The organism is Shewanella sp. ISTPL2 (genome assembly GCF_013283205.1).
GTDB lineage: Bacteria > Pseudomonadota > Gammaproteobacteria > Enterobacterales > Shewanellaceae > Shewanella > Shewanella oncorhynchi.
Map to the genome: position 1 here is coordinate 291,983 of NZ_JAAPAV010000001.1, position 23,520 is coordinate 315,502.

General features: G+C 45.4%; 24 protein-coding genes. 9 read left to right on the top strand and 15 right to left on the bottom strand.

Annotation, left to right across the window (positions count from 1 at the left end; all coding sequences use genetic code 11):
- Positions 1–93: 93 nt before the first annotated feature.
- Entirely contained in the window at positions 94–975 is an 882-nt protein-coding gene (gene prmA / locus HUB64_RS01355; protein ID WP_105250427.1) for a 50S ribosomal protein L11 methyltransferase, read from the bottom strand.
- 454 nt (positions 976–1,429) lie between these two features.
- On the opposite strand from prmA, the gene HUB64_RS01360 reads away from it, so the two are divergent.
- The 4 genes from HUB64_RS01360 to HUB64_RS01375 all read left to right on the top strand — a co-directional run bounded on the left by HUB64_RS01360 (position 1,430) and on the right by HUB64_RS01375 (position 5,826).
- A complete protein-coding gene (locus HUB64_RS01360) occupies positions 1,430–2,152 on the top strand; it encodes a fumarate reductase cytochrome b subunit (RefSeq protein WP_105250426.1) in 723 nt (240 codons plus the stop codon).
- A gap of 171 nt (positions 2,153–2,323) precedes the next feature.
- Positions 2,324–2,995 carry a fumarate reductase cytochrome b subunit gene (locus tag HUB64_RS01365; RefSeq protein WP_113940802.1) on the top strand — a complete coding sequence of 224 codons (672 nt, stop codon included), beginning with the start codon at positions 2,324–2,326 and terminating at the stop codon, positions 2,993–2,995.
- 93 nt (positions 2,996–3,088) lie between these two features.
- On the top strand, positions 3,089–5,095 hold the full coding sequence (locus HUB64_RS01370; protein WP_173496203.1) for a fumarate reductase flavoprotein subunit: 2,007 nt from the start codon (positions 3,089–3,091) through the stop codon (positions 5,093–5,095).
- The gene (locus tag HUB64_RS01375) at positions 5,095–5,826 is read left to right on the top strand and encodes a fumarate reductase iron-sulfur subunit (protein WP_173496204.1); all 732 of its coding nucleotides are present in this window, start codon (positions 5,095–5,097) and stop codon (positions 5,824–5,826) included. Before HUB64_RS01370 ends, HUB64_RS01375 begins: the two co-directional genes overlap by 1 nt.
- A gap of 50 nt (positions 5,827–5,876) precedes the next feature.
- On the opposite strand, the gene HUB64_RS01380 is transcribed toward HUB64_RS01375, so the two are convergent.
- Both HUB64_RS01380 and HUB64_RS01385 read right to left on the bottom strand, forming a co-directional pair.
- On the bottom strand, positions 5,877–6,161 hold the full coding sequence (locus tag HUB64_RS01380; protein WP_173496205.1) for a putative quinol monooxygenase: 285 nt from the start codon (positions 6,159–6,161) through the stop codon (positions 5,877–5,879).
- Entirely contained in the window at positions 6,158–7,180 is a 1,023-nt protein-coding gene (locus HUB64_RS01385; RefSeq protein ID WP_173247891.1) for a zinc-binding alcohol dehydrogenase family protein, read from the bottom strand. Before HUB64_RS01385 ends, HUB64_RS01380 begins: the two co-directional genes overlap by 4 nt.
- Positions 7,181–7,314: 134 nt before the next feature.
- On the opposite strand from HUB64_RS01385, the gene HUB64_RS01390 reads away from it, so the two are divergent.
- Complete coding sequence (locus HUB64_RS01390) at positions 7,315–8,241, top strand: LysR family transcriptional regulator (RefSeq protein WP_173496206.1); 927 nt, start codon at positions 7,315–7,317, stop codon at positions 8,239–8,241.
- 55 nt (positions 8,242–8,296) lie between these two features.
- Here the strand turns inward: HUB64_RS01390 and rho are convergent, their stop codons facing one another.
- Both rho and trxA read right to left on the bottom strand, forming a co-directional pair.
- On the bottom strand, positions 8,297–9,562 hold the full coding sequence (gene rho / locus HUB64_RS01395) for a transcription termination factor Rho (RefSeq protein WP_011787892.1): 1,266 nt from the start codon (positions 9,560–9,562) through the stop codon (positions 8,297–8,299).
- 209 nt (positions 9,563–9,771) lie between these two features.
- Positions 9,772–10,098, bottom strand: a complete 327-nt coding sequence (gene trxA, locus HUB64_RS01400) for a thioredoxin TrxA (RefSeq protein WP_105250415.1) — start codon at positions 10,096–10,098, stop codon at positions 9,772–9,774.
- Between the two features lie 152 nt (positions 10,099–10,250).
- Here trxA and rhlB point away from each other — a divergent pair, with 152 nt between their 5' ends.
- Positions 10,251–11,567: an ATP-dependent RNA helicase RhlB gene (rhlB, locus tag HUB64_RS01405; protein ID WP_063884693.1), complete on the top strand. Its 1,317-nt coding sequence runs from the start codon at positions 10,251–10,253 to the stop codon at positions 11,565–11,567.
- Positions 11,568–12,494 (top strand): exopolyphosphatase, encoded by a 927-nt coding sequence (locus tag HUB64_RS01410; protein WP_113940795.1) that lies wholly within the window; start codon positions 11,568–11,570, stop codon positions 12,492–12,494.
- A 66-nt stretch (positions 12,495–12,560) separates the two neighbouring features.
- Here the strand turns inward: HUB64_RS01410 and HUB64_RS01415 are convergent, their stop codons facing one another.
- The 10 genes from HUB64_RS01415 to nadC all read right to left on the bottom strand — a co-directional run bounded on the left by HUB64_RS01415 (position 12,561) and on the right by nadC (position 21,599).
- Positions 12,561–13,100 (bottom strand): thioredoxin family protein, encoded by a 540-nt coding sequence (locus HUB64_RS01415; protein WP_131523408.1) that lies wholly within the window; start codon positions 13,098–13,100, stop codon positions 12,561–12,563.
- A gap of 230 nt (positions 13,101–13,330) precedes the next feature.
- The gene (mutT, locus tag HUB64_RS01420; RefSeq protein ID WP_131523409.1) at positions 13,331–13,723 is read right to left on the bottom strand and encodes an 8-oxo-dGTP diphosphatase MutT; all 393 of its coding nucleotides are present in this window, start codon (positions 13,721–13,723) and stop codon (positions 13,331–13,333) included.
- A gap of 78 nt (positions 13,724–13,801) precedes the next feature.
- On the bottom strand, positions 13,802–14,011 hold the full coding sequence (yacG, locus tag HUB64_RS01425; RefSeq protein WP_006083355.1) for a DNA gyrase inhibitor YacG: 210 nt from the start codon (positions 14,009–14,011) through the stop codon (positions 13,802–13,804).
- 73 nt (positions 14,012–14,084) lie between these two features.
- Positions 14,085–14,819 (bottom strand): cell division protein ZapD, encoded by a 735-nt coding sequence (zapD, locus tag HUB64_RS01430; protein ID WP_173247868.1) that lies wholly within the window; start codon positions 14,817–14,819, stop codon positions 14,085–14,087.
- Positions 14,812–15,429 (bottom strand): dephospho-CoA kinase, encoded by a 618-nt coding sequence (gene coaE / locus HUB64_RS01435; protein ID WP_173496207.1) that lies wholly within the window; start codon positions 15,427–15,429, stop codon positions 14,812–14,814. Before coaE ends, zapD begins: the two co-directional genes overlap by 8 nt.
- A 39-nt stretch (positions 15,430–15,468) precedes the next feature.
- Positions 15,469–16,395, bottom strand: coding sequence for an A24 family peptidase (locus HUB64_RS01440; RefSeq protein ID WP_173496208.1), 927 nt, complete (start codon positions 16,393–16,395; stop codon positions 15,469–15,471).
- A gap of 32 nt (positions 16,396–16,427) precedes the next feature.
- Complete coding sequence (locus HUB64_RS01445) at positions 16,428–17,696, bottom strand: type II secretion system F family protein (protein WP_173496209.1); 1,269 nt, start codon at positions 17,694–17,696, stop codon at positions 16,428–16,430.
- 53 nt (positions 17,697–17,749) lie between these two features.
- Complete coding sequence (gene pilB / locus HUB64_RS01450) at positions 17,750–19,459, bottom strand: type IV-A pilus assembly ATPase PilB (protein ID WP_173496210.1); 1,710 nt, start codon at positions 19,457–19,459, stop codon at positions 17,750–17,752.
- Between the two features lie 81 nt (positions 19,460–19,540).
- A complete protein-coding gene (locus HUB64_RS01455) occupies positions 19,541–19,969 on the bottom strand; it encodes a prepilin-type N-terminal cleavage/methylation domain-containing protein (protein ID WP_173247855.1) in 429 nt (142 codons plus the stop codon).
- A 748-nt stretch (positions 19,970–20,717) separates the two neighbouring features.
- Complete coding sequence (gene nadC, locus HUB64_RS01460) at positions 20,718–21,599, bottom strand: carboxylating nicotinate-nucleotide diphosphorylase (RefSeq protein ID WP_105250404.1); 882 nt, start codon at positions 21,597–21,599, stop codon at positions 20,718–20,720.
- A gap of 258 nt (positions 21,600–21,857) precedes the next feature.
- Here nadC and ampD point away from each other — a divergent pair, with 258 nt between their 5' ends.
- Together ampD and ampE are read left to right on the top strand one after the other, a co-directional pair.
- A complete protein-coding gene (gene ampD / locus HUB64_RS01465; protein ID WP_173496211.1) occupies positions 21,858–22,421 on the top strand; it encodes a 1,6-anhydro-N-acetylmuramyl-L-alanine amidase AmpD in 564 nt (187 codons plus the stop codon).
- Between the two features lie 81 nt (positions 22,422–22,502).
- Positions 22,503–23,354, top strand: a complete 852-nt coding sequence (ampE, locus tag HUB64_RS01470) for a beta-lactamase regulator AmpE (RefSeq protein WP_173496212.1) — start codon at positions 22,503–22,505, stop codon at positions 23,352–23,354.
- The last annotated feature ends 166 nt before the right edge of the window (positions 23,355–23,520 follow it).

Sequence of the window (23,520 nt, forward strand, 5' to 3'; positions counted from 1 at the left end):
AGGTAATTTTTTTTCTTGACTTTTAATCGACGAGAAGTCAGAGGCCAAATTGTTGGAAGCCAGCGGTGGCGCATGTTGCGCCACCCTTTAGCGCTATTTACGCTTACCTGTCAAGCGGCTCCAATCTTCTTTGTGAGCCGCTGCGTCCATATCGAACCATTGGCTATAAAAGTCAGAGATTTCTTGGGCTTGTTCTTTGAGGAGACCGGAAAGGGCAAGTTTGCCACCGGTTTTTACGCGTTCTGCGATCAAAGGCGCTAATTCTCGCAGAGGGCCTGCAAGAATGTTAGCGACCAGTACGTCGGCTTTGAGATCGGCGGGTTGGTCTTCTGGCAAGTACAAGGCTAGCTTGTCAGCGACATCATTGCGCTCGGCGTTGGCACGCGAGGCGTCGATGGCTTGATAGTCGATATCGATACCTGTGACTTTTTTCGCGCCCAGTTTCAGTGCGGCTACGGCTAAGATGCCTGAACCACAGCCAAAATCGATCACTTCTTCATCGCTTAAATCTAAGCTGTCTAGCCACTCTAAACACAGTGCTGTCGTGGGATGAGTGCCAGTACCGAAGGCAAGACCCGGATCTAAGATCACATTAACCGCGGTTGGATCAGGGATTTCGCGCCAGCTTGGGCAGATCCATAAGCGTGTACCAAATTGGATGGGGTGGAAGTTATCCATCCATTCGCGTACCCAGTCTTTATCTTCAATTTGTTCGACTTTATGGCTGAAGTTCTCACCGAGGAAAGGCAAGGTTTTCAGCATGGCGATGGTCGGTGTCAGATCGGTTTCTGCATCGAATAAGGCCACTACCACGGTATCGCGCCACAGTGGGGTTTCGCCCAATTTAGGTTCAAAAATAGGGGTATCTTTACCGTCTTCGAAGGTGATTGAGACTGAACCTTCTTCCATGAGCAAGTCGCTGATGGTTTCAGCGTCATCGCTATTGGTGTTTATACGGAGTTGGATCCAAGGCATGGGGGCATCCTGTGACTGAGTGTTCATAAACTAAGGGTTCAAAATATCGCGGTATTGTATACCCAAACTATCCCAAAATGCAGGATGTAGCGGGAATTTAAAGCGCTTTAGGTAAGGTCGTTTGGTTATCACTAGGGTTTAGGTTCGACGACTGGCTATCCTGGTATTGCGCTTTTGTCTATACAGACAAGGTGTTAGCTGGCGGGTATGGATTGGTGTTAAAAAACGAATTGTTAGTTTTATTATTTGGTATAACACTATGAAAAGTATTGGTTAATTGGTTTTACCTTTGTTTGGTTTTGATACGTTTTTTGTGATCGTCTTCTAAGAGTTTAACTCCGTCAGGTGAGTTGGCTCACGCTTTAAATCTGTGACACTGAAGCCTGATTTGAGTTGCTGCTATGGTGTAGTTTGCCAAGAGGTGCCAACGATAAACGACATAGGTTAATTCAAGATGACAAGCATAACTCGAGTTCACAATAGGGTGAGTACACCGCTAGGTCATCCTTGGTCGGCTAAGGCTGATAGGCTGCAGAGTGCGACAGGGATTATGCTTGGCAGCTTTTTACTATTACACATGCATTTTGAATCGAGTATTTTGCTGGGTAAAGAGGCTTTTTATCGGGTCGTTCAGTTGCTTGAAGGTGGAATGTTTAGCAGCACAGGACATGGTTTTCCTATAGTCACTAAAGTGTTTTCAGTGTTTATGCTATTGGTGGTGATAGTACATGCCGCGGTGGCGCTGCGGCGTTTTCCGGCGCAGCTAGGGCAATGGCGAGCCCTGCGTTCGCACATGGGGAATATCAAGCATAAGGATACCCATGCGTGGTTTTGGCAACTGATCACTGGCTTTATCTTATTTTTCCTCGTTCCAGTTCATCTCTTCACTATGATTTTGAATCCCGAAATTGGCCCGCATTTATCGGCTGAGCGGGTTTATCACGATAATGCTTGGTTGCTGTATGCGCTGTTACTTCCCGCTGTAGTGGTACACGCCATGATTGGTCTCTATCGCGTAGCGGTAAAGTGGGGCTTAACCACTCAGCGCTCAGGTCTGCGAAAACTCGCTAAGGTGCTGATTATTTATTTGCTATGCCTTGGTACTGCAAGCCTTGTTTCATATCTATTTATCGGTAGCGAGCTCGGTATTCCTGTGCAGCCCTTCGTACCTGAGTAGGCTTTAAGCCTGCAGCAGGATTTTGTTTCACTGCTATTATTAAGCATTAGGTTAATTATTCAGCAATCAATTGATCTGGCTCACGTTTTCGTGTGGATGTGTGAGCGATATTAGTTTGCGATAAGACTTAATGAGATTGGCTCGATAAGGTCAACTGCGTGAGGCGATAGGATGGCGATCAAATTAAATATTAAAAAATGGAGTGCTTGGCTGGATTTAAGCCAGAGTTTGTCTGGGGTAATACTCGCAGTCTTTTTGTGGACCCACTTAGTGTTAGTGTCATCGATTTTATTGGGTGCGGATGCCATGAGTTGGGTGGCTCGCACTATGGAACTGAGTTTTCTGTCAGCTGACGGACACGGTTATCCTTGGGTAGTGACTTGTATTGCCATTGGTATTGCCATTTTGACGTTAGTGCACGTGTTAGTGGCATTGCAAAAATTACCCATGAGTCTGCGTCAGCAAAGGGCTCTGCACCAACAAATGCAAGTGATCGACCACAGCGATACTCGCTTGTGGCGCTGGCAAGCCATTACTGGTGTAGTGATTTTACTGCTGTTGCCTGTGCATTTGTGGCTTATTGGCTCGGCTCCCGAAACCATTGGCCCTCAGGGAAGCGCCGATCGTATTTGGAATCAAGGTGTCTGGATGGTTTATCTGCCTTTGCTGCTCACTGTGGAGTTACATGCAGCAATTGGCATTTACCGTGTGGCTTTGAAATGGGGTGCGGCGCGGGATCTCAACAACCGCAGTCGATTACGTAAGATCAAGACCATAGTGAGCGTGCTATTTGTCACTGTTGGTGTCGCCTCACTTCTGGCATTTTTACCCTACGCGAGTTAATTCCGCTTTTAATCAATGATTAAGTTAATCAGTGAATAGAATGTCGAACATAAAAAAACAGCACAAAACAATAGACCCCATTAAGGAGCAGGCGTGAAACTGATTTATACCGATTCATTGGTGGTAGGAGCTGGGCTCGCGGGCTTAAGGGTCGCTATCGCTTCGAAAGAGCGTGGGCTTGACACTTTAGTTCTGTCACTCATTCCTGCAAAACGTTCCCACTCTGCTGCCGCTCAAGGAGGGATGCAGGCGAGTTTAGGCAATGCCGTTAAGGGAATGGGCGATGATGAGGATGTGCATTTTCAAGATACGGTAAAAGGTTCCGACTGGGGCTGCGATCAAGATGTCGCACGGATGTTTGCCCATTGTGCACCTAAGGCAGTACGTGAACTGGCCAATTGGGGCGTGCCTTGGTCTCGGGTGACTGCTGGCCCGAGGGAAGTGATAGTCAATGCGCAAAAAGTCACGCTACATGAGGCGCAGGAAGCCCATGGATTAATTAATGCGCGGGACTTTGGCGGGACTAAAAAATGGCGCACTTGTTATACCGCCGACGGTACAGGTCATTCGCTGTTATACGCTATGGATAACAAAGCGATTTCCATGGATATTCCCGTCCATGAACGTATCGAAGCCTTGGCACTTATTCACGATGGTAAGCGTTGCCATGGCGTAATTGCTCGTTGTTTGATTACGGGTGAACTTAGAGCCTATGTGGCTAAGTCCACTACGATAGCCACTGGTGGTTATGGCCGAATTTATGAAGTGTCGACCAATGCGATCATCTGCGAAGGTATTGGCCAAGCGTTGGCATTGGAAACGGGCGTGGCAAGGCTTGGCAATATGGAGGCGGTACAATTCCATCCCACTGCCATTGTTCCCGTGGGCATTTTAACAACGGAAGGGTGCCGTGGTGATGGCGGCTTATTGCGCGATAAAGACGGTTATCGCTTTATGCCTGACTATGAGCCCGATAAAAAGGAGTTGGCATCGCGGGATGTCGTATCGCGTCGCATGACTGAACATATACGTAAAGGTAAGGGCGTCGATAGCCCTTATGGCCCCCACCTGTGGCTAGATATTACCCTTTTAGGTCGCAAGCATATTGAAACGAATCTTAGGGAAGTGCAGGAAATTTGCGAGAATTTCCTTGGCATCGATCCCGCTAAGGATTGGATCCCTGTTCGCCCAACTCAGCATTATTCTATGGGCGGTATTCGGACTAATGCCACAGGTGAAAGTCCGCAGCTTAAAGGCTTATTTAGCGTAGGTGAGGCGGCCTGTTGGGACATGCACGGCTTTAACCGTTTAGGCGGTAATTCGTTGGCCGAAACCGTGGTTGGCGGCATGATTATTGGTAAATATGTCGCCGATTTTTGTGAGAACAATAGCCTTGAGATCGACACTCAGCTTGCTGAACGGTTTATGCAGCAGGTGCAGAGTGAAATCGATGTGCTGGTCGAGGGTGATGGTCACGAGAGCGCCTTTGAGCTCAAGCGCGAAATGCAGCGCATCATGATGGATTATGTGGGGATTTTCCGTAATGGCCCCGAGCTTGAAAAAGCGGTTGCCGAACTAAAAGTGTTGCTCGAGCGTTCGCGTAAACTCGGGCTTAAGTGTAAAAAGCGTCACGCCAATCCTGAGTTAGTTGAAGCCCTGCGGGTCAAGCGTATGCTAAAAGTGGCGCTAACCGTAGCCTGCGGCGCTGCAGCGCGAACAGAGAGTCGTGGTGCCCATGCTCGTGAGGATTATCCGCAGCGAAATGATCGAGACTGGCTGAATCGCACCTTGGCCAGCTGGCCGGTTCCCGATGCACTCGAACCTGTGCTTAACTACGAAGCACTCGATGTGATGAAGATGGAACTCCCGCCGGGTTATCGTGGTTATGGCATCAACAACGCCATAGTGCATCCCGATACCGAAAAGCGTGAACAGCAAATTGCCGAGATTTTAGCTGAGCTAGGTGATGATGCTGACCGTTATCAAAGGCAGCGGGCTCTTATGCCCTTTGAATTACCCGAGAGCTTACAACCTAATAACGAACGTTTAAGTGATACTTTAAAAAGTCCATCTGCCAATGCGTTAGGAGAAAAATCATAATGAGCCAAGGTCGTCAGTTAACCTTTAATATCTTTCGTTATGATCCGCAGGAGCCAAACGATAAGCCGAAAATGGTGCGTTATCAGCTTACCGAAACGCCGGGGATGACGGTATTTATCGCCCTTAATAAACTCAGGGAAGAACAAGACACTTCATTGCAGTTCGACTTTGTCTGTCGTGCTGGCATCTGTGGTAGCTGCGCTATGGTGATCAACGGTTTCCCGACGCTAGCTTGCCGCACCTTAACGGCCAAATACCCTAAGGGCGAAATCACCTTAATGCCGCTGCCAGGTTTTGAGTTGATTGGTGATCTCTCGGTTAACACTGGTAAGTTTATGCGGGAACTGGCCGAACGCTTAAAGCTGTGGTTACATCCTAAACCTAATGATATAAGCGTGCATCGGCTTGAAGATCCTATGGACCCAGATGAAGCTGCGCGTTTATATGAGCTAGAGCGCTGCGTTGAATGTGGCGTGTGTGTTTCTGCCTGTGCGACTAAACAAATGCGTGAAACTTTTGTCGGCGCTGTGGGCATGATGAAAATAGCTCGTTTTGAGATGGATAGCCGTGACGCTCGTACTGCCGAGGATTTTTACCATGTGATTGGCAATCAGGATGGCGTATTTGGTTGTATGACGTTACTCGGCTGCCAAGACAACTGTCCTAAGGATTTGCCACACATGCAGCAAATCGCGTATTTACGCCGTAAGATGGCCATGACTTTGATTTGATTAGTGATAAATGATGAAAAGCGCCAATGTGTTTGGCGCTTTTTTGTTGATTAGCAGGCGTAGCTTTTGTGAATGTCAGCTCGACTGATTAAGTCTGCGGTTTGAGCGACGAATGCTTGAAAGTGCGTACTCGCCATATGTTCATCCAGTGCGGCTTGGGATTGCCAAATTTCGTACATCCAGAAGATATTTTCATCATCTAATGAGTGATGCAGTTTGTATTCGATGCAGCCAGCCTCGGTATGAGTGTCTGTCACGAGTTGCTTGAGTATCTTAAATAGCGTATCGCTTTGGCCTTGATTCGCTATGATTTGGGCAAATACTGTTATTTTCATTGGTTAAAACCTTCTAAAACAATTTTACCGATCGCTTTGCCAGACTCTATCTGAGCGTGAGCTTTGATTAAGTTTTGGGCATTAATGGTGCCGTAGTGCTCACCGAACGTACTCTGTAACTCGCCTGTATCGATAAGGGCGCTTAAGCGGTTGAGTAAGTGGTGTTGCGCAATCATATCCTCGGTCTGATAAAGGCTGCGGGTAAACATCAGTTCCCAGTGTAAGGATAAGCTTTTACGCTTAAGTTTCATCACATCTAATGGCCCCTTAGGATCATCGATTAATGCTAGTTTTCCTTGTGGCTTAAGCACTTGTACTATTTCATCAAAATGTTGATCGGTTTGGGTTAAGCTAATCACATGGGTCACATCAGTAATGCCAATATTCGCAAGTTCCTGTGAAAGTGGCTTGGTGTGGTCGATGACAGCATCGGCACCAAGTTTGTGCACCCAAGCGGCGGATTCTGGACGAGATGCAGTGCCTATCACTTCTGCACCTGTGAGTTTTACTGCAAGCTGAGTGATGATTGAACCCACACCGCCGGCCGCACCGATAATTAAAATACGGGCGTCAGTTGCCGAACCATCTTGGGGTAAAGCTAAACGGTCGAATAAAATCTCCCATGCCGTAATCCCCGTTAAAGGTAATGCCGCGGCTTGGGTATAGGTTAAACTTTTAGGTTTATGGCCGACAATTCGCTCATCAACCAATTGATATTCTGCATAACTTCCGCTGCGACTGATATCGCCCGCATACCACACTTCATCGCCAACGTTGAAAAGACTGACTTTCTCACCAACGGCTTTGACGACACCGACCGCATCCCAGCCGATAATTTTGTATTCGCCTGCAGGTGCAGAGCTAGATGCACGGATTTTTGTATCAACCGGATTGACAGAAATGGCTTTGATTTCCACTAAAAGGTCAAAACCTGTCGCAGTTGGCTCGGCTAGCGTGATGTTTTCTAATGCATTGGGCGCTGTGATTGCACTTGCTGTCTGGTAACCAATGGCTTTCATGTTTATTCCTCTGGGTGTACTTGCTGGAGTCGACTTATTTGAGTGTACTTGTATCGTGTAGCCATTGTGTGGAATATTAGCCAAGAGATAAACAGGATAAAGTTTGTAATTTTTTCAAAGGATTTTTGATAATCATGCTAATTAATGATTTAGCTTTGTTCGTGCGAGTCGCTGATTGCGGCAATATATCTGCCGCAGCAGCCGAGATGGATATCTCGGCTGCTTCTGCCAGTGCAGCAATAAAACGGCTTGAGAAACAGCTCGATACTAGTTTATTTATCCGTACGACACGCAGTTTACGTTTGACTGTGCAAGGTGAACGTTATCTTATTCATTGCCGACGTGCGCTAAGCGATTTAGCGCTTGGCGAACAGGCTATTGCCAGTGATAAAGGTAAAATATCTGGCACCTTAAGCCTGTCGGTTTCTTCAGACTTTGGCCGTAATCTGTTTGTGCCTTGGCTCGACGATTTTTTGCTCGATTTTCCTCAACTGCAAGTGCGCTTGCACCTTGGCGACAATATCAGCAGTTTTTACCACGATAAAATTGATGTCGCCGTGCGCTATGGAAAACCGCAGGATTCTAACCAAGTGGCTTTTCCTATCTGCAGTGTTGATCGTGTTTTGTGCGCCTCACCTGAATATCTCGCCAAGTTTGGTGTGCTTGATTCATTAGAACAATTAGTTGAGCATAATTGCTTGTTTTATAAGTTAGATGATCGCACCCACGATCAATGGCTATTTAGGCGTGATGGTCAAGAATTCAAAGTGCGTGTCACGGGCAATCGTAGTGCTAATGATGCCGAGATTGCCCGCCGTTGGGCTGTGGCTGGCAAAGGGTTGGTATTTAAGTCGAGTCTAGATCTGGCCGATGACTTAATCTCAGGGCGATTAGTACGTTTGTTGCCTGAGTATCAGGGGGAGCCCGTCGATTTGTACTTAGTGTGCCCAGGACGTGAACATGTCACGCCTGTCGTGCTCTTACTGCGGGAAATGCTCCGGCAGCGAACACAGGCTTTGAGTAAAAACTTGAGTAAAATATTAGCAGTGAAAAAATCTTAGATAACAAAAAAGCCGCATAATGCGGCTTTTAGTTTAGAGACTCACTGAGTGAGATTTAAGACTTAGTGCGTTTCATGGCGGTAAAGAACTCTTCGTTAGTCTTGGTCATCGCCAATTTATCGATTAAGAATTCCATTGCGCTGACTTCATCCATAGGATTGAGGATCTTACGCAGGATCCACATTTTTTGCAGTTCTTCTTGAGTCGTGAGTTTTTCTTCACGACGCGTACCGCTGCGGTTGAAGTCAATGGCTGGGAACACGCGCTTTTCTGCCGCTTTACGTGACAAATGTAGCTCTTGGTTACCTGTACCTTTAAATTCTTCGTAGATCACTTCGTCCATCTTAGAACCGGTATCTACCAAGGCTGTGGCGATAATGGTCAAGCTGCCGCCGTGTTCGATGTTACGTGCCGCACCGAAGAAGCGTTTTGGACGGTGCAGGGCGTTGGCATCTACACCACCAGTTAACACTTTGCCCGATGATGGGATAACAGTGTTATAAGCACGGGCTAAACGGGTAATCGAATCGAGTAAGATAACGACGTCTTTCTTGTGCTCAACCAAACGTTTTGCTTTTTCAATCACCATTTCGGCAACTTGAACGTGGCGGCTGGCTGGCTCATCGAAGGTTGATGCGATAACTTCGCCTTTAACGAGGCGCTGCATCTCAGTTACTTCTTCTGGGCGTTCGTCGATCAGTAATACCATCAACACCACTTCTGGGTTGTTGTAGCTGATGCTTTGAGCAATACCTTGAAGTAATAGCGTTTTACCGGCTTTTGGTGGTGCAACGATCAAACCACGTTGACCTTTACCAATCGGTGAGCATAAATCCAGAATACGTGCGGTAATATCTTCAGTTGAGCCGTTGCCGCGCTCCATACGCATACGTTCTTCTGCGTGGAGTGGGGTTAAGTTTTCAAAGAGGATTTTATTACGGGAGTTTTCTGGTTTATCGAAGTTAACTTCGTTGACTTTCAATAGAGCAAAATAACGCTCGCCTTCTTTTGGTGGGCGAATTTTACCAAAAATGGTATCACCCGTTCGCATGTTGAAGCGGCGAATTTGGCTTGGTGAGACATAGATGTCATCTGGACCAGCTAAATAAGAACCGTCTGAGCTGCGTAAGAAGCCGAAACCGTCTTGGAGTATTTCTAATACCCCACCACCGAAAATGTCTTCTCCACTTTTTGCGTGGGCTTTAAGGATTGAGAAAATAATGTCCTGCTTGCGAGCGCGGGCCATATTTTCGAGCTTCATATTTTCAGCTAGCGAGACTAGGTCAGAAATCGGCGTGTCTTTTAATTCAGTTAAGTTCATTTTGGGGGTCTTGTGTTACGCGACAAAGCTTACCGCGATCAATCAGTAAGGATGTAATTCAGGATAGTGATTGACGAGCGAGAAGAGGTTATTAGAAAGAATCTGGTTATTAAAGTAGCACTAACAAAGCGGGGCGTCCAGAAATTTAGGGAAATTCCGGCACAATTAATTTATAGCTTGTGCCGGAGGTCACTCATTACGACGTCAAATTAGATTTGAGCGTCGATAAACTCTTTCAATTGCGTTTTTGAGAGTGCGCCAACTTTAGTCGCGGCTAATTCGCCGTTCTTGAATAGCAGTAAAGTTGGGATGCCACGAACGCCATATTTCGCTGGAGAAACATTGTTTTGGTCAACGTTTAATTTAGCGATAGTCAAGCGACCTGCATATTCTTCAGATACATCGTCTAAAATTGGAGCGATCATTTTACAAGGACCACACCACTCGGCCCAGAAGTCTACCAATACTGGCAAATCAGACTTTAATACGTCGTTTTCGAAGCTGTCGTCACTCAGGTATATAATTTTATCGCTCATGATGTTCTCCAGTTTGGGTGCCATTGCTGGTTTGTTAATGGCTTACCATGTATATTGGGGCTGAAAAATAGCTTTTCAAGTTACCTTTTTACAATGTGGCTATTTCAAACGATCGAGTATCTTATTGCAACCTCAACAGGTAAGCTTGCGCTATGAGCGAAACACATCTATCTACCCAAAGGTTTGCCGACCTACCTCTACATCCTGAGGTTAAACAGGCCCTTGCCGAGAACGGCTTCGAATTTTGTACGCCGATCCAGGCGTTATCACTGCCTGTATTACTCCAATCAAAAGATATCGCAGGCCAAGCACAAACGGGCACTGGTAAGACAATGGCCTTCTTGGTCGCCACGTTTAATCATTTATTATCGACTCCCATACCTGAAGGTCGACTGATTAATCAGCCCCGCGCCATCATTATGGCTCCGACTCGCGAACTGGCGATTCAGATTGCCAAAGATGCGATTTTACTCGCTAAGCACACACACTTAAAAGTGGGTATTGTTTATGGCGGAGAAAGTTACGATGTGCAGCGTAAAGTATTAGATCAAGGTGTTGATATCTTGATTGGTACAACGGGTCGAATTATCGACTACGTTCGCCAAGGTATTATTGGCTTGAATTCAATTCAGGCTGTGGTACTTGATGAAGCCGATCGTATGTTTGATCTTGGTTTTATTAAAGATATCCGCTTCTTATTTAGACGTATGCCTGAGGCAAATCAACGTCTTAATATGTTATTTTCGGCAACCTTGTCCATGAAAGTACAAGAGCTGGCTTATGATCATATGAATGAGCCCGTTAAAGTTGAAATCGCCCCCGAAGAAAAAACCTCCAAAAACATCAAAGAAGAAATCTTCTATCCTTCCCAAGAAGAGAAGATGCGTTTGCTGTTGACCTTGATTGAAGAAGATTGGCCAGAAAAAGCCATCGTTTTCTCCAACACTAAGCACAGTTGTGAAACGCTTTGGTCTTGGCTTGAAGGTGACGGACATCGTGTGGGTTTATTAACGGGTGATGTGCCACAGAAAAAGCGTATTCGTATCCTTGAGCAATTTACCAGTGGTCAATTAGATATATTGGTTGCTACCGATGTAGCGGCTCGTGGTTTACATATTTCTGACGTTTCACACGTGTATAACTATGATTTACCTGATGACTGCGAAGACTATGTTCACCGAATCGGTCGTACGGGTCGTGCGGGTAACAAAGGCATGTCGATAAGCTTTGCCTGTGAAGAGTACGCATTGAACTTGCCTGCAATCGAAAGCTACATCAATCATTCGATTCCAGTAAGTAACTACGATAGTGAAGCTTTACTGGCCGATATTCCTACGCCAGCGAAGATCCACCGTAAACACCCTAGCGGCACTCGAAACTTGCGTGATCGTTCAGGGGCAAGCCGCCCAGGTGCTCAACGCAGTGGTGCTCGCCCTCCTCGTCATGATAGGACACGTAGACATTCGTAAATGCCAACACCCGCTTATGCCGCTATAACATTAGGCTCAAATAGTTTTAATATGCTGATCGCCAAAACGCGTGGTGGTCAGCCGCATATTATTGCGAAATATAAACGCAAGGTGAGGCTCGCCGAAGGCATAGGCAACGATGGCAAATTAAGCCCCGATGTCATGCAGCGCGGTCTCGACTGTTTGAGTATGTTTGCCCAGATGTTGGTGCAACATAAGATTGAAGCAAACCATGTTGCTGTGATTGCAACTGCAACTCTTCGCAGTATTAGCAATGCTGATGAGTTTAATCAGCGTGCATTGCCACTCTTAGGTCATCCCATCGAAATTATCTCTGGTATGCGTGAAGCAGAGCTTATCTATCAAGGTATGGTGGCGACCACTTGTGGTCAAGGCCGTCGCTTGGTTATTGATATCGGTGGGGCGAGTACAGAGTTTATCATTGGCGATGGGCATCAAGTGCTGTTCAAAACCAGTTTACCCTTTGGTAGCGTGACTTATAATCGCCAATTTTTCAGCAGTTTGCCGCTGCAGCAGTTAGATTTTGATGATGCTAAGCAGCAAGTGCTAATCGCATTAGCAGAGCATAGACAAACCCTACGTGATCTTGGTTGGCATTGTGTCGTTGGTGCCTCTGGCGCTGTACAGTCCGTGGTAGAAGTGTTACTACACCGAGGGTTATCTGAAACTATCACACTCGATGTGCTTACTCAGTTGAAGGCTGAGATCCTGGCTCAAGAAGATATTAGCTTAATGGGGATTGTTGGGCTTTGCAGTGAGCGAGCACCGACTTTTGCTGCGGGTGTCGCTATTTTATTGGCTTTGTTTGAGTTGCTGGGGATCGAGCATTTAGCCTTATCTGGCGGCGCATTACGTGAAGGTGTTTTAGTGATGTTAGCTCAGCGAATTATTGACGAAGTCAGCTAATGTTTTATTAAAACATGATAAAAACTAAAGGCCGCGATGCGGCCTTTAATGTTTGTACTGTGCCGATTATTTCAATAAGTCGGCGAGATCTTTTTCTAAGGAAACCGTTGGGCGCTCTACGATGCGGCCAACTTCTTTACCTTGTTGCAGTACAATAAAGGTTGGTATACGGGTAAAGTCGTATTTTGCAGCTAAGCCTTCGGGATCTTTTTTCGTTCTGTCGACACCAATATAGGTCACTTTAATATTGGGATTAGCGACTTCTTCCATAATACGGATAAAGCGCGGGGTTTCCCGGTGACAATCTGGGCACCAAGTACCAATGATCACTACAATTTCTGTAGGTTCAGTGATGCTTTTAAGCGGGGTGATTGCAGTGGTATCGACTTGATAGGTTTTATACCCTTCGGCAAACTCATTGAGATCTGTGACTAAATGTTGTGCTTCTACTATGCCAGTTAAAATCACTTCTTGTTTCTCCTCACTGCAGGTCGCAATTAACCCCTGTTGTTGTTGTTCTTCAAATCCACAGCCACCATTGGCTAGTACCTGACAACTAAAAAATAAGGCGGTAGTGGCTAGGAATACCTTAACGTTATTGTGCATGATGCGCCCTCGAAATCGAAGAGAAAGAATGAAATTCGATTCAAACATTATTCTGGATACGATTAAAGCGATTAATTGATTTGCTGCAAGCAAGATCACGCATTGCTAATATCTATCAGCTTAACGATCACATAATTACATGTTTTTCGGAGTTAAGGCATTGAAAAAGTTCATCCCCGAATCGTGATTCGGGGACAGAACACATTGAGAGGATAAGGTAAATTGCTGGATTACTGAGCCAGAATTTTTTCAAGAATAGGCTTATTAGCCTCGGGGAAGTCGTAATTGGTTAAGTCGGTTTTAGTGACCCAAGCGATAAGCTGACCTTCAAGGCCTTGAGCTGTGCCGTTAAATTCGGTGACTGAATGGATATCGAGTAGCACTTGTTTATCGGGATAGTCGAAACTCAACGCCATAAATGGCTGACTATCAGTGACATTGAGCGCGACTTCCTCTTTGAGTTCACGGATCAATGCCTGAGTGACAGTTTCGCCTGTCTCAACTTTACCACCAGGAAATTCCCATTTCCCACCTTGATGTAAATGATCTGGGCGTTTTGCCAACAGAATTTCACCGGCCGAGTTAGTAATAATGCCGACGGCAACATGGATGCGTTTAGTCATAATATTTATCGATTAATGAGTGGGTAAAAGTAAGTGCATTAAAGGCTTGAGCTGGGTGATTCGTGTGCAACCCCAAAATTACTCTTTAAAAAAATCGCCTTCATCGAGATCAAATTCATCAAATGCTTCTGGATCAAACTCGGCTTTGACTGGGATGACGTGTTTTTCTGACGCCCAATCACCGAGGTCGATCAACTTACAGCGCTCGCTGCAAAAAGGTTTAAATGCAGATTGTGGCACCCACTCGACAGGGGCTTTGCAGATAGGGCAGTTAACGGTCAATGGCATAATTGTTCTCTTGGTTAACGGCGATAAAGCGGCCGCCAATACTAATGTATTTCAGGCCATTAGTGTAAAGGCTTCATGCACAGGTAGCCAGTAAGAAATCAATTGAACGGTCGGAGTGGCGTTGTTGTTCAAACTGTACAAAATGGATAGCGAAACGGTTTTTATGGCCGCTAATCGTAGGATAACACCCGTGGGAAGCATCGACTTTAACCCTTACCAAAGCAAGTGCTTGGGCACTGTCACCTTGATAAAAGCCAGCATGGGCAACGGCATTATCGTAATGGGCTGTACTGCGGGTGAGTTGGAGTAATAGTGTGATGGGGGTGAGCAAAGGTTCGAAATGCGCTATCCAAGAGCGATAATCGTGCTGTTTTTCTTCCCAAGGTTTAGACAGCCAATAATGCAGTTGTGGTAGGTCGAAGTTACAGCAAGCGCCTGGCATGCCGAAGCGTTGTCGTAGTGCGGAAATAAACTTGTCTTGTTTTAATTGGCTGCCGAAGCGTTCAGGCTTTTGTAACGGTTCGCGGGCTTGGGTGAGGGCATTGATATAGATATTGATTTGCTGGTGGTCGACGTGATCTAATTCTTGCCATTTGTTCAGTTGCAGCAAGTGCCGCTCAATATCTTTTAATACTTCATTGCGATAATCGCAGCGTTCAGATAATTCACAGAGGGAAAACAGCGGATAAAAACATCTATGTTGGTGGTCATTGCTTAGGTTACTTTGCAGCTGTTTATCGAGGTATTCGAGCCGCAAGTAGCTGCGAATTTTCTCGTTTAGGGGCTGTTCGTAAACTAATTCAGTCATGGGCGTTATGAGTACCAGATAGTTGTAAATAGCGTTGGTGCAATGCTAGCACCTCTCGTTTTAAGGTTGATATCTCTCCCTGATTATCAATAATGTCGTCGGCTCGGGCGAGTTTTTCGCTGCGGCTCAATTGGCTGTTAATGATGTTATTTACTTGAGATGCATCAACATTGTCCCTTTTTATGGTGCGGCTGATTTGCAACTCAGGCGAAATATCCACCACTAAAGTCCGATTGACTAACCTATCTAACCCGTTCTCAAATAGCAAGGGTACGACCATAATTACATAGGCTGAGGTTGCTTTTTCTATCTGCGCTAGCATTTCTTGGCGGATCATGGGGTGCAATAGCTGGTTTAACCATTCACGTTCTTCAGGGTGGCTAAATATCCGTTGCCGCAGTTTGGCGCGATCGAGTTCACCTTCTGGCGTTAACATCTCAATGCCAAAATGGCTAACGATGACCTCAAGCCCTTTTGAACCCTGAGCGACAACGTCGCGGGCAACGATATCGGCGTCGACTAAGGTAATGCCTTCTGCGGCGAATAAATTGGCGACAGTCGTTTTACCGCTACCTATGCCGCCAGTAAGGCCAACGATAAACTTTGACATAACATACTCCGGATAACTCAGTGCTTAATTTGCCTGCTTTTACAGTGTTGATAGGTACCAATCAACAATCTGTTGTCCAAATAGTAAGGCTATCCAGCCTGCGGCAGCAATATAAGGCCCAAATGGGATGGGATTACCTTGCTTGAGGCGTTTACTTACAATCATAGTGATGCCGACAACTGCTCCGACTAAGGACGAAAGTAAAATCACCAGCGGCAGCATTTGCCAGCCGAGCCAAGCACCGAAAACGGCGAGCAGTTTAAAGTCCCCATAGCCCATGCCTTCCTTGCCAGTGAGAATCTTAAATAGCCAAAAAATGGACCATAAGCTTAAATAGCCTGCTGCCGCACCGATAATGGCATCAGTTGGGCTCGCAAAGGTATGATTTAGATTGATGATCAAGCCGAGCCAAAGTAACGGTAACGTCATTTGGTCGGGGAGCAGCATCTCATCAAGATCGATACCAGTAAGGGCAATAAGTACAAATGTCAGTATGCTCGCAAAGACAAATTGCCAGCTTGGACCAAAGTGCCACGCTAAAGTCGCAACAAGTAGCCCTGTGATGAATTCAATTATGGGGTAGCGGGCGGAAATGGGGGCGTGACAGGCGGCGCATTTTCCCTTGAGCATTAACCAGCCGAATACAGGTAAATTATGCCAAGGTTTAATCGACGTTTTGCACTTAGGGCAGGCTGAGCCCGGCACCACAAGATTATATTTTTCGGGGAAGCTATCTATAGGTGTATTGAGTTTATCAATACCGATTTTTGTGACTATCTCAGCGTGGTATTCCTGCAAATACTGATTACATTCTTGCTGCCATTCCCGTTTCATCATCACAGGAAATCTGTGGATCACTACGTTTAAAAAACTGCCTATGGTGGCGGCAAAAATAAAGCTTAGCGTAATAAAGAGCCAAGGACTCTGATCAAAAGAGTGGCCCAAAAGAGAGATAAATTCTGACATTTAGTTTTCTTATTTTATTTGAATCGAATGAATTAACTGACGATTTTACCCATTTGGAAGATAGGAAGATACATAGCGACAATTAACCCGCCGACCACAGTACCTATGACTACCATCATAATAGGTTCAATTAGGCTTGATAAACCATCAACAGCATCGTCGACCTGCATTTCATAGATGGTTGAGACTTTATTGAGCATGTTATCCAGCGAGCCGGATTCTTCGCCTATCATTACCATCTGCACTAGCATATCGGGGAAAAGCCCTGTGGTTTGCATCGCGACATTCATTTGCATCCCCGCCATTACCTCTTGGCGAATATTCAATATGGCTTTGCGATAAACGGCATTACCCGATGCGCCAGCGGCGGATTCTAAGCCATCAATTAACGGCACACCTGCAGCAAAGGTGGTTGCTAAAGTACGGGCGAAACGTGCCATAGCCCCTTTGTGTAAAATCGGTCCAATGGCTGGGATTTTAAGCACGGCTTCGTCGACTCTATCTCTCACCATTTGCGAGTTTCGGTGCGCCCGTACAAACAAAAATACTCCGCTGACAATGGCGGCTAAAAAGATGTACCAAGAGGATTGTAAGCCGCGGGAAATATGCAGTACTAATTGAGTAAAGGCCGGCAGTTCAGCACCAAAGCCCTTAAAAATATCTTCAAACTGTGGCACCACAAAAAGAAGTAACAAAACCGTAACTAAAATAGCAACGATTACAACTGCAGCAGGGTAAAACATGGCCTTCTTAATTTTTGATTTGAGTGCTTCCGTTTTTTCTCTGTAGGTGGCGACGCGATCGAAAACCAAATCGAGTGAACCTGAATGCTCACCCGCGGCGACTAAGTCAACATAAAGTTCGTCGAAGTAACGTCTATGGGGGCGCATGGCATCGGATAAGGGAATACCCGATTGAATGTCGGTTAAAATAGTACCCAGTAATTCCCGCATTTTAGCTTTTTCATGGCCACGGCCGAGTAGTTCAAATGTCGTTACCAAAGGAACGCCTGCTGCCAACATAGTCGCGACTTGACGGGTCATCATGGCAACATCCATTGGGGTGATGTTGGCTTCACCTAACTTAAATAGTGGGGATGACTGCTTACGAACGCTCTTAGGGTTTACTCCTTGGGATTTAAGCTGGCTACGAATTTCGGCTGCGGTTGCACCTCTAAGCTCTCCTGCCGTTTTTTTGCCGTCGCGATTTACGCCTTTCCATTCGAAGGTATAGATTTTGGGCTGGCTTTTTTGCTCGTTTTTTTTGCCGCGAGACTTTCTTACTGTTGTTGCCGTAGCCATAAATAATCTCTGTTTGGTTGTAAAAGCAGGGCGCTATTTGTAGTGCTCTACTCTTAAAAACTCGTTACGCGATTGACTTCTGCAATGCTGGTAACACCATGAATTACTTTTAATAATCCTGACTGACGTAAATCCCGCATCCCTTGCGCTTTAGCTTGGGAGGCGATTTGTAAGGAGTTACCGCCTTCCATGATAGTACGCGCTATTTCATCGGACATCTTCATCACTTCGTAAATACCAACCCGACCTTTGTAGCCGCCGGAGCAATGCTCGCAGCCCACAGGTTTAAAGGTGGTAAAACCCTGTGTAATTTGTACTTGGGCAAAACCTAAACGTAATAGTTCATGCTCAGGGATGATTTCAGCTTGCTTACAGTCGGGGCAAAGTCGACGCGCCAAACGCTGGGCAATAATCAGGTTAACTGAGCTGGCGATGTTATAACCTGGCACGCCCATATTGATTAAACGGGTCAAGGTTTCGGCGGCCGAGTTTGTGTGTAAGGTCGATAGTACTAAGTGGCCTGTTTGTGCCGCTTTAATGGCTATCTCGGCGGTTTCAAGATCGCGAATTTCACCCACCATCACCACATCGGGATCTTGGCGCAGGAATGAACGTAAAGCGGAGGCGAAAGTGAGACCGGCTTTTAAATTAATGTGGACTTGGTTTACGCCCTCAAGGTTTATTTCTACCGGATCTTCGGCGGTAGAAATATTACGCTCTTCAGTATTGAGAATATTTAACCCTGTATAGAGGGAGACGGTTTTACCTGAGCCAGTAGGACCGGTCACTAAAATCATCCCTTGGGGTTTTGCCAACATCTCAAGGTAAAGTTTTTCTTGATCAGGCTCGTAGCCAAGCTTTTCAATGCCCAATTGTGCGGAGGATGAATCCAAAATCCGCATTACAATTTTTTCGCCCCACAGGGTCGGCAAAGTGCTTACCCGAAAGTCGATGGACTTAGTGCGGGAAAGTTTCATCTTGATTCGGCCGTCTTGTGGCACGCGGCGTTCGGCGATATCAAGCTTCGACATTACCTTTAATCGCGCCGATAAACGATTTGCAAGGCTAATAGGGGGTTCGGAAACTTCGTGGAGAATACCGTCGATGCGAAAACGAATGCGGTAGCGCTTCTCATAGGGTTCAAAGTGTAAATCCGAGGCTCCTTTACGAATCGCATCGGTTAGAATTTTATTGATATAGATAACAATAGGTGCATCATCGCTACTCTCACCCGTTGACTCTTCATTGCGTCTGTCGGTATCTGTTATTTCAATATTGGCTAAAGCCGCTTCATCCATACCGCCTAAATCTAGGCCGCTAATATCTACTTCGAGAATTTTCTCCAGTGCTTTGGCGAGTTTATCTTCTTCAACTAGAATCGCTTCGGCGTGCAAGCCTGCACTAAATTGGAAATCTTCGAGGGCAGCAATATTGGTCGGGTCGGATGTGCCTATATAGAGGCGATTTCCCCGTTTAAATAGCGGTAAGCAGCGGTGCTTTTCAATCAGTTTTTTATTGAGGAAGTCCTCAGGAATCGAAGCAAGATCAAATTCATTGAGATCGAGTAGTGGGGTGCCATATTCCTCGTAGCACAGTTCAGCAATAGCACGTGCTGAAATGAGTTTACTTTGAACTAAAGTGCTGACTAAAGATTGTTTATTTTGGCGGGATTTTGTGATGGCGTTAGCCATCTGCTCTTCATTTAGCAGACCTTTTCGGATAAATAGGGTGGATAAACCTAAATGAAGACCTGAAGTTGGCATTATTAAAACTCTAATGAGTTAACTACTAAATATAAAATGGCAGTAATATTACTGCCATTTTAATGAGTCGGGTGAACTCTGTTATAAGCCTGCGCCCTCTTGGCATTGTGTTGCTGTTGCCTTACCTGCACTGTTAGCCGATGCTGCATAAGATAAGCCACCATCAGCTGTTATGCTTGCCGTTACTATACAAGTACCATCGTCATATGCTAATGCTGTTAGTGCTGCTTCTGCTACATCAGGAGTTGCAGTAATTTTTGGATCAGCTGTAATTTCTGTACCAAGACTCGCACAACCTACTCCGGTTTGTATGCAGGCTTGTGCTTTGGATACGTATCCAGCAAGACCTTTCATTGCTGCGCCACCATGAGATGTTGCAACATATTCACGATAAGCTGGTAGTGCAACAGCTGCCAAAATGCCGATAATGGCAACTACAATCATTAGTTCGATCAGAGTAAAACCCTGAGCTTTTTTATTTAATGCTTTGTTTAAATTCATGGCCTTCATTTTTCTCTCCAGCTAACTATTTAGTGACTTACTGTGGTTGAATAGAGTGTTTAACCTAACCGCTGTTTTACTCTATAAATTGTGTTATCTCATCAAACTTTATTACTCATTTATGTCAATAAAATCATTTATATGATCTATGTAACATTAACAGTACACCGATGATCTTGAATGACCCATGTGTAATGACTCATGCTGATTTATCCAAGCCAGCTTTACTAAATTAGCACTAAGTTAATGCTGGGTTAGCGCTTGTTTGAATAAATTGTTTCGGCAACCGCACCTTAGGCTAACGTTTTCAAAAATATGCCTCTCAAAAAACGTGAACTAGGCAATTTTAAAAAGAATCCCAGTGCTGACCTTAGGTGAGGTTGACCAAACGGCCATCTCGCCTTGGTAAAAGTTAGTACAAAGTTAGGTAAAAGGAAACAAAAATTAAGTATAAAGTACTAATAAAGTGTTGTTTTTGTATAAGAGGCTAACTTATCGACATGTTAGGTTATAACAACTTTTTGACAATATCTGTTTAGCTGGCGTGTGTCTCGATGTTGTCAAATTGGTGACATGAAATGGTGACGGGGTGGGGGAATCGTGAGGGTGAATGCTGAGTATGATAGTGCTGGCACGATTTCACATTTGGTTTGGAGGAGTCCTACAAAAAAATGCATTTCGCCTTAATATTTTATGAGTGGAATGTGCTTACGGTACTTTGCGAGAACATTCCACTACCAGCTAACATCCAGCGGTTTTAAGCTTTTAATCTGAGTGATAAATCTAAGGCGCGAACATGCTTAGTGAGTGCGCCAACTGAGATATAGTCCACCCCTGTTTTGGCGAATTCGGCTAAGGTATCTAAGGTGACATTACCAGAGACTTCGAGCTTAGCGCCGGCGCCTTTAGCTTTATATTGATTGTTCATTTCAACCGCTTCGACCATCTTAGTGATGTCGAAGTTATCTAACATTATGATATCTGTGCCAGAGTCGAGTGCTAAGGCGAGCTCTTCGAGTGACTCCACTTCGACTTCAACGGGTTTATTCGGGTACAAGCTGCGGGCGGTATCTACGGCTTGGCGAATACCGCCACAGGCCATAATGTGGTTTTCTTTAATCAAAAAAGCATCATATAAACCAATACGATGGTTTTTTCCGCCACCGCAGGTGACGGCATATTTTTGTGCCGTGCGTAGGCCTGGAATTGTCTTGCGAGTATCTAACAAACGAGTGTGAGTCCCCGCCAGTTTATCGACATAATGTTTGGTTAAGGTGGCAACACCAGAAAGTGTTTGGATAAAGTTCATTGCCGTGCGTTCGCCAGTGAGAATAGCGCGCGCAGGACCTGATAATTCACATAATAGCTGGTTGGGTAATACTAGATCGCCATCATCTACATGCCAATGCAGTGCGACTTCACCACCGAGTTGGTTAAAAACCTGCTCTGCCCATGCCTTACCACAAAAAACGCCTTCTTCACGGGTGATTAAAGTGGCTTCAGCGTACTTATCGGCGGGGATCAACATTGCTGTGATGTCGCCATAAGCGATGGCTTTGGTTTGATCGTTGATTTCGGTGCCACCTAAGTCTTCACTGAGGGCAGATTTTACTGATTGGCGGATATCGTTTTCTAACATAAGCGGAGTCCTTGCATTACGGCCTACTTGCATTTTAGGTTAAGATTACCACGGCCTTAGGTCTCACGGAACAGGTTGGAAGATTGAGTAAAAGGAGTAAGCTGCAGCCTTATTTAAATTGAGAGTGGATGGTTTACTCCATGATCTCAATGTTAAAAGATAGCTCAGTCAGTCAGTTCCGTGCGTAGGGTTTCTTCTTTGCTTGGAGAAATACTGTTAGAGTAAGCCAGTATATGTGGCATAGAGGATAAGCTCATCATGCGGTTTGATTCGGGTTGGTGTGATAGTGCGAGGCGTTGTGAGTCGCCACATTTTAATCAACGTCCCTTGAATGAAGTGAGTTTGTTAGTGATCCACAATATTAGTCTGCCCGCAGGCTGCTTTGGATTACCTTACATTGATCAATTATTTCAAGGGTGTTTAGATACTAATGCCGATTCCAGCTTTGCACCGCTCAAGGGCTTGCAAGTGTCGGCGCACTTTTTGATCCGCCGCAATGGCGAGCGTGTCCAATATGTAAGCTGTAATGACAGGGCTTGGCATGCTGGGGTGTCTCGTTATGGTGAGAGAGAGAATTGTAATGATTTTTCCATTGGTATTGAACTGGAAGGCACAGATACTGAGCCTTACACTCCTGAGCAATATCAGTCACTCATCGAGTTAACACAAGCCCTACTGGTAGAATATCCATTGCTGAGTATTGAACGGATTGTGGGTCATTGTGATATTGCGCCAATGCGGAAAACGGACCCAGGGCAAAGTTTTGATTGGGAAGGATATTTAGGCAAGTTAAAGGAATATACTCAGGCGTTGCGCTCTTAGTTAATCACTTAACTTTTTGGATTTTAGACGTATTCCATATAAACCTAGACTATTTATGGACAAATTATAGAGGTACAGCCCATGGCATTATTTTCACTCTTGGTCGCCATTTTAGTGGAGCGACTTAAATTTCTTCCTTCATCATGGCAATTTGATCGTTTACTGCAATCCTATCAGACAACATTTTTCGGTGATAAAGCGTCACTGACAAGCGTGATGATGGCGTTGGCGTTAGTGCTACCAGCCTTGTTGGTATATGTTTTATCTTGGTTAGTGGCGGGAATGTTTTGGGGCTTATTAAGTTTAGCACTATGGATTGTTGTGGCAGTGGTTTGTTTTAACCATCAGAAACAGCGTGATATTTTCAAAAAATATATGCAAGCCGCTTGTCGCTCAGACGTCCAAGCTTGTTACCATTATGCCGCCGAACTCGATTGTAGCGAGTGTTTGGATGCTGTATCCGAGAAAGACCTTGGTGCCAAAGTGGGTCAAAGTGTTGCTTGGATTAACTATCGTTATTATGGTGCCGTGGCGCTGTTTTTCATTTTTTTAGGTCCAGTCGGTGCTGTACTGTATTGCACGGTACGTTTTTATGCCGAAGAGAATGCCCGTAAATCTCTAGAGCTACCCTTAGTCAACGAAGTGATTACGATACTGGATTGGTTACCGAGCCGGATTTTCGCCTTTGGTTATGCCTTAAGTGGTCAATTTAGTGAAGGTTTAGCGGCGTGGCGCCGTAATGGATTGACCTTAAATGTGAGTGCTCGTACTGTGGTGGCTGAAACGGCATTAGCGGCACAACCTTTACCAGAGGTCGCAAGTGCGCCTATATGTGTACAATCAACCTTAGCATTATTAGTGCTCAGTAAACGTAACTTTACACTTATTGTTGCAATACTTTCATTACTGACCATTTTTGGATTGGTGAGTTAAAAGAAGGATGCTTCGCAGCGAGAATCGAGAACGCTTCGCTGCTAGGGTGTCGCTGTGCTCCTTCTAGTCTAGAATCTAGAGCCTAGAATCTATCCGCTGCGCTTTTGGCTGCGCCTAGTGGGGCGAAGTCCGTGCTTTTGTCAAATGGTCTGACCCCATAAACATT

Coding starts and splice junctions, on each gene's coding strand:
- prmA (WP_105250427.1), bottom strand. CDS start 975: ATGCCTTGGATCCAACTCCGTATAAACACCAATAGCGATGACGCTGAA.
- HUB64_RS01360 (WP_105250426.1), top strand. CDS start 1,430: ATGACAAGCATAACTCGAGTTCACAATAGGGTGAGTACACCGCTAGGT.
- HUB64_RS01365 (WP_113940802.1), top strand. CDS start 2,324: ATGGCGATCAAATTAAATATTAAAAAATGGAGTGCTTGGCTGGATTTA.
- HUB64_RS01375 (WP_173496204.1), top strand. CDS start 5,095: ATGAGCCAAGGTCGTCAGTTAACCTTTAATATCTTTCGTTATGATCCG.
- HUB64_RS01380 (WP_173496205.1), bottom strand. CDS start 6,161: ATGAAAATAACAGTATTTGCCCAAATCATAGCGAATCAAGGCCAAAGC.
- HUB64_RS01385 (WP_173247891.1), bottom strand. CDS start 7,180: ATGAAAGCCATTGGTTACCAGACAGCAAGTGCAATCACAGCGCCCAAT.
- HUB64_RS01390 (WP_173496206.1), top strand. CDS start 7,315: ATGCTAATTAATGATTTAGCTTTGTTCGTGCGAGTCGCTGATTGCGGC.
- rho (WP_011787892.1), bottom strand. CDS start 9,562: ATGAACTTAACTGAATTAAAAGACACGCCGATTTCTGACCTAGTCTCG.
- trxA (WP_105250415.1), bottom strand. CDS start 10,098: ATGAGCGATAAAATTATATACCTGAGTGACGACAGCTTCGAAAACGAC.
- rhlB (WP_063884693.1), top strand. CDS start 10,251: ATGAGCGAAACACATCTATCTACCCAAAGGTTTGCCGACCTACCTCTA.
- HUB64_RS01410 (WP_113940795.1), top strand. CDS start 11,568: ATGCCAACACCCGCTTATGCCGCTATAACATTAGGCTCAAATAGTTTT.
- HUB64_RS01415 (WP_131523408.1), bottom strand. CDS start 13,100: ATGCACAATAACGTTAAGGTATTCCTAGCCACTACCGCCTTATTTTTT.
- mutT (WP_131523409.1), bottom strand. CDS start 13,723: ATGACTAAACGCATCCATGTTGCCGTCGGCATTATTACTAACTCGGCC.
- yacG (WP_006083355.1), bottom strand. CDS start 14,011: ATGCCATTGACCGTTAACTGCCCTATCTGCAAAGCCCCTGTCGAGTGG.
- zapD (WP_173247868.1), bottom strand. CDS start 14,819: ATGACTGAATTAGTTTACGAACAGCCCCTAAACGAGAAAATTCGCAGC.
- coaE (WP_173496207.1), bottom strand. CDS start 15,429: ATGTCAAAGTTTATCGTTGGCCTTACTGGCGGCATAGGTAGCGGTAAA.
- HUB64_RS01440 (WP_173496208.1), bottom strand. CDS start 16,395: ATGTCAGAATTTATCTCTCTTTTGGGCCACTCTTTTGATCAGAGTCCT.
- HUB64_RS01445 (WP_173496209.1), bottom strand. CDS start 17,696: ATGGCTACGGCAACAACAGTAAGAAAGTCTCGCGGCAAAAAAAACGAG.
- pilB (WP_173496210.1), bottom strand. CDS start 19,459: ATGCCAACTTCAGGTCTTCATTTAGGTTTATCCACCCTATTTATCCGA.
- HUB64_RS01455 (WP_173247855.1), bottom strand. CDS start 19,969: ATGAAGGCCATGAATTTAAACAAAGCATTAAATAAAAAAGCTCAGGGT.
- nadC (WP_105250404.1), bottom strand. CDS start 21,599: ATGTTAGAAAACGATATCCGCCAATCAGTAAAATCTGCCCTCAGTGAA.
- ampD (WP_173496211.1), top strand. CDS start 21,858: ATGCGGTTTGATTCGGGTTGGTGTGATAGTGCGAGGCGTTGTGAGTCG.
- ampE (WP_173496212.1), top strand. CDS start 22,503: ATGGCATTATTTTCACTCTTGGTCGCCATTTTAGTGGAGCGACTTAAA.